The sequence below is a fragment of the Neobacillus drentensis genome (assembly GCF_036965245.1).
Taxonomy (GTDB): Bacteria; Bacillota; Bacilli; order Bacillales; family Cytobacillaceae; genus Neobacillus; species Neobacillus drentensis_G.
Window position 1 is genome coordinate 20581 of sequence record NZ_JBALPG010000206.1, and the last position, 594, is coordinate 21174.

The window sequence follows — 594 nt, forward strand, 5'->3', positions numbered from 1 at the left end:
CAATCATTAATTCCTTTTTAGGGTGAGCATCAGATGAATATCGACAGGTGGATGTTAATAGGGTTTTCGCTTATAGGCATTATTGCGATTATTAAATTGTTGCCAAGAGAGAAGGTAAGAGATGCATGGGTTTTATATTTGTTCCTCCAAGTAATTACTTGGCCAGCTGGATTATTTGCCGTAGAAATGGGCTGGATTGAATATCCCACACAGTTATATCCAAAGGCAAATGAATATAACAGAACGAGTTTCTCATTTGAATTCTTTGTGTTTCCTATTGTTGCAATTTTTTTTAGTCTGTATTATCCAAATAAAATGAAAAGAAAAAACGCACTAATATATTACATATCCTTTGCTGGTTTCTTCACTATTGTTGAGGTAGTTCTTGAGAGGTATACAACACTCGTGAAATATCATGAATGGAAATGGTATTGGACATTAGTATCTGTAATAATTTCGCTATATTTAAACCATAAATATTATCTCTGGTTTAGAAAAAGATTAGTGAAGGTTGAAAGCAGATGATAAAAGAAATCCTTATATTGTTATTTTCGTGGCTAGTTTCAATATATTTATTGCTGAAATATATACCGA

Annotated in this window: 1 protein-coding gene; it reads left to right on the forward strand. The window is 32.0% G+C overall.

Annotated features, from left to right (window positions below; genetic code table 11):
* Positions 1–33: 33 nt before the first annotated feature.
* Positions 34–525, forward strand: a complete 492-nt coding sequence (locus tag V7150_RS25395) for a CBO0543 family protein (protein WP_335523834.1) — start codon at positions 34–36, stop codon at positions 523–525.
* The last annotated feature ends 69 nt before the right edge of the window (positions 526–594 follow it).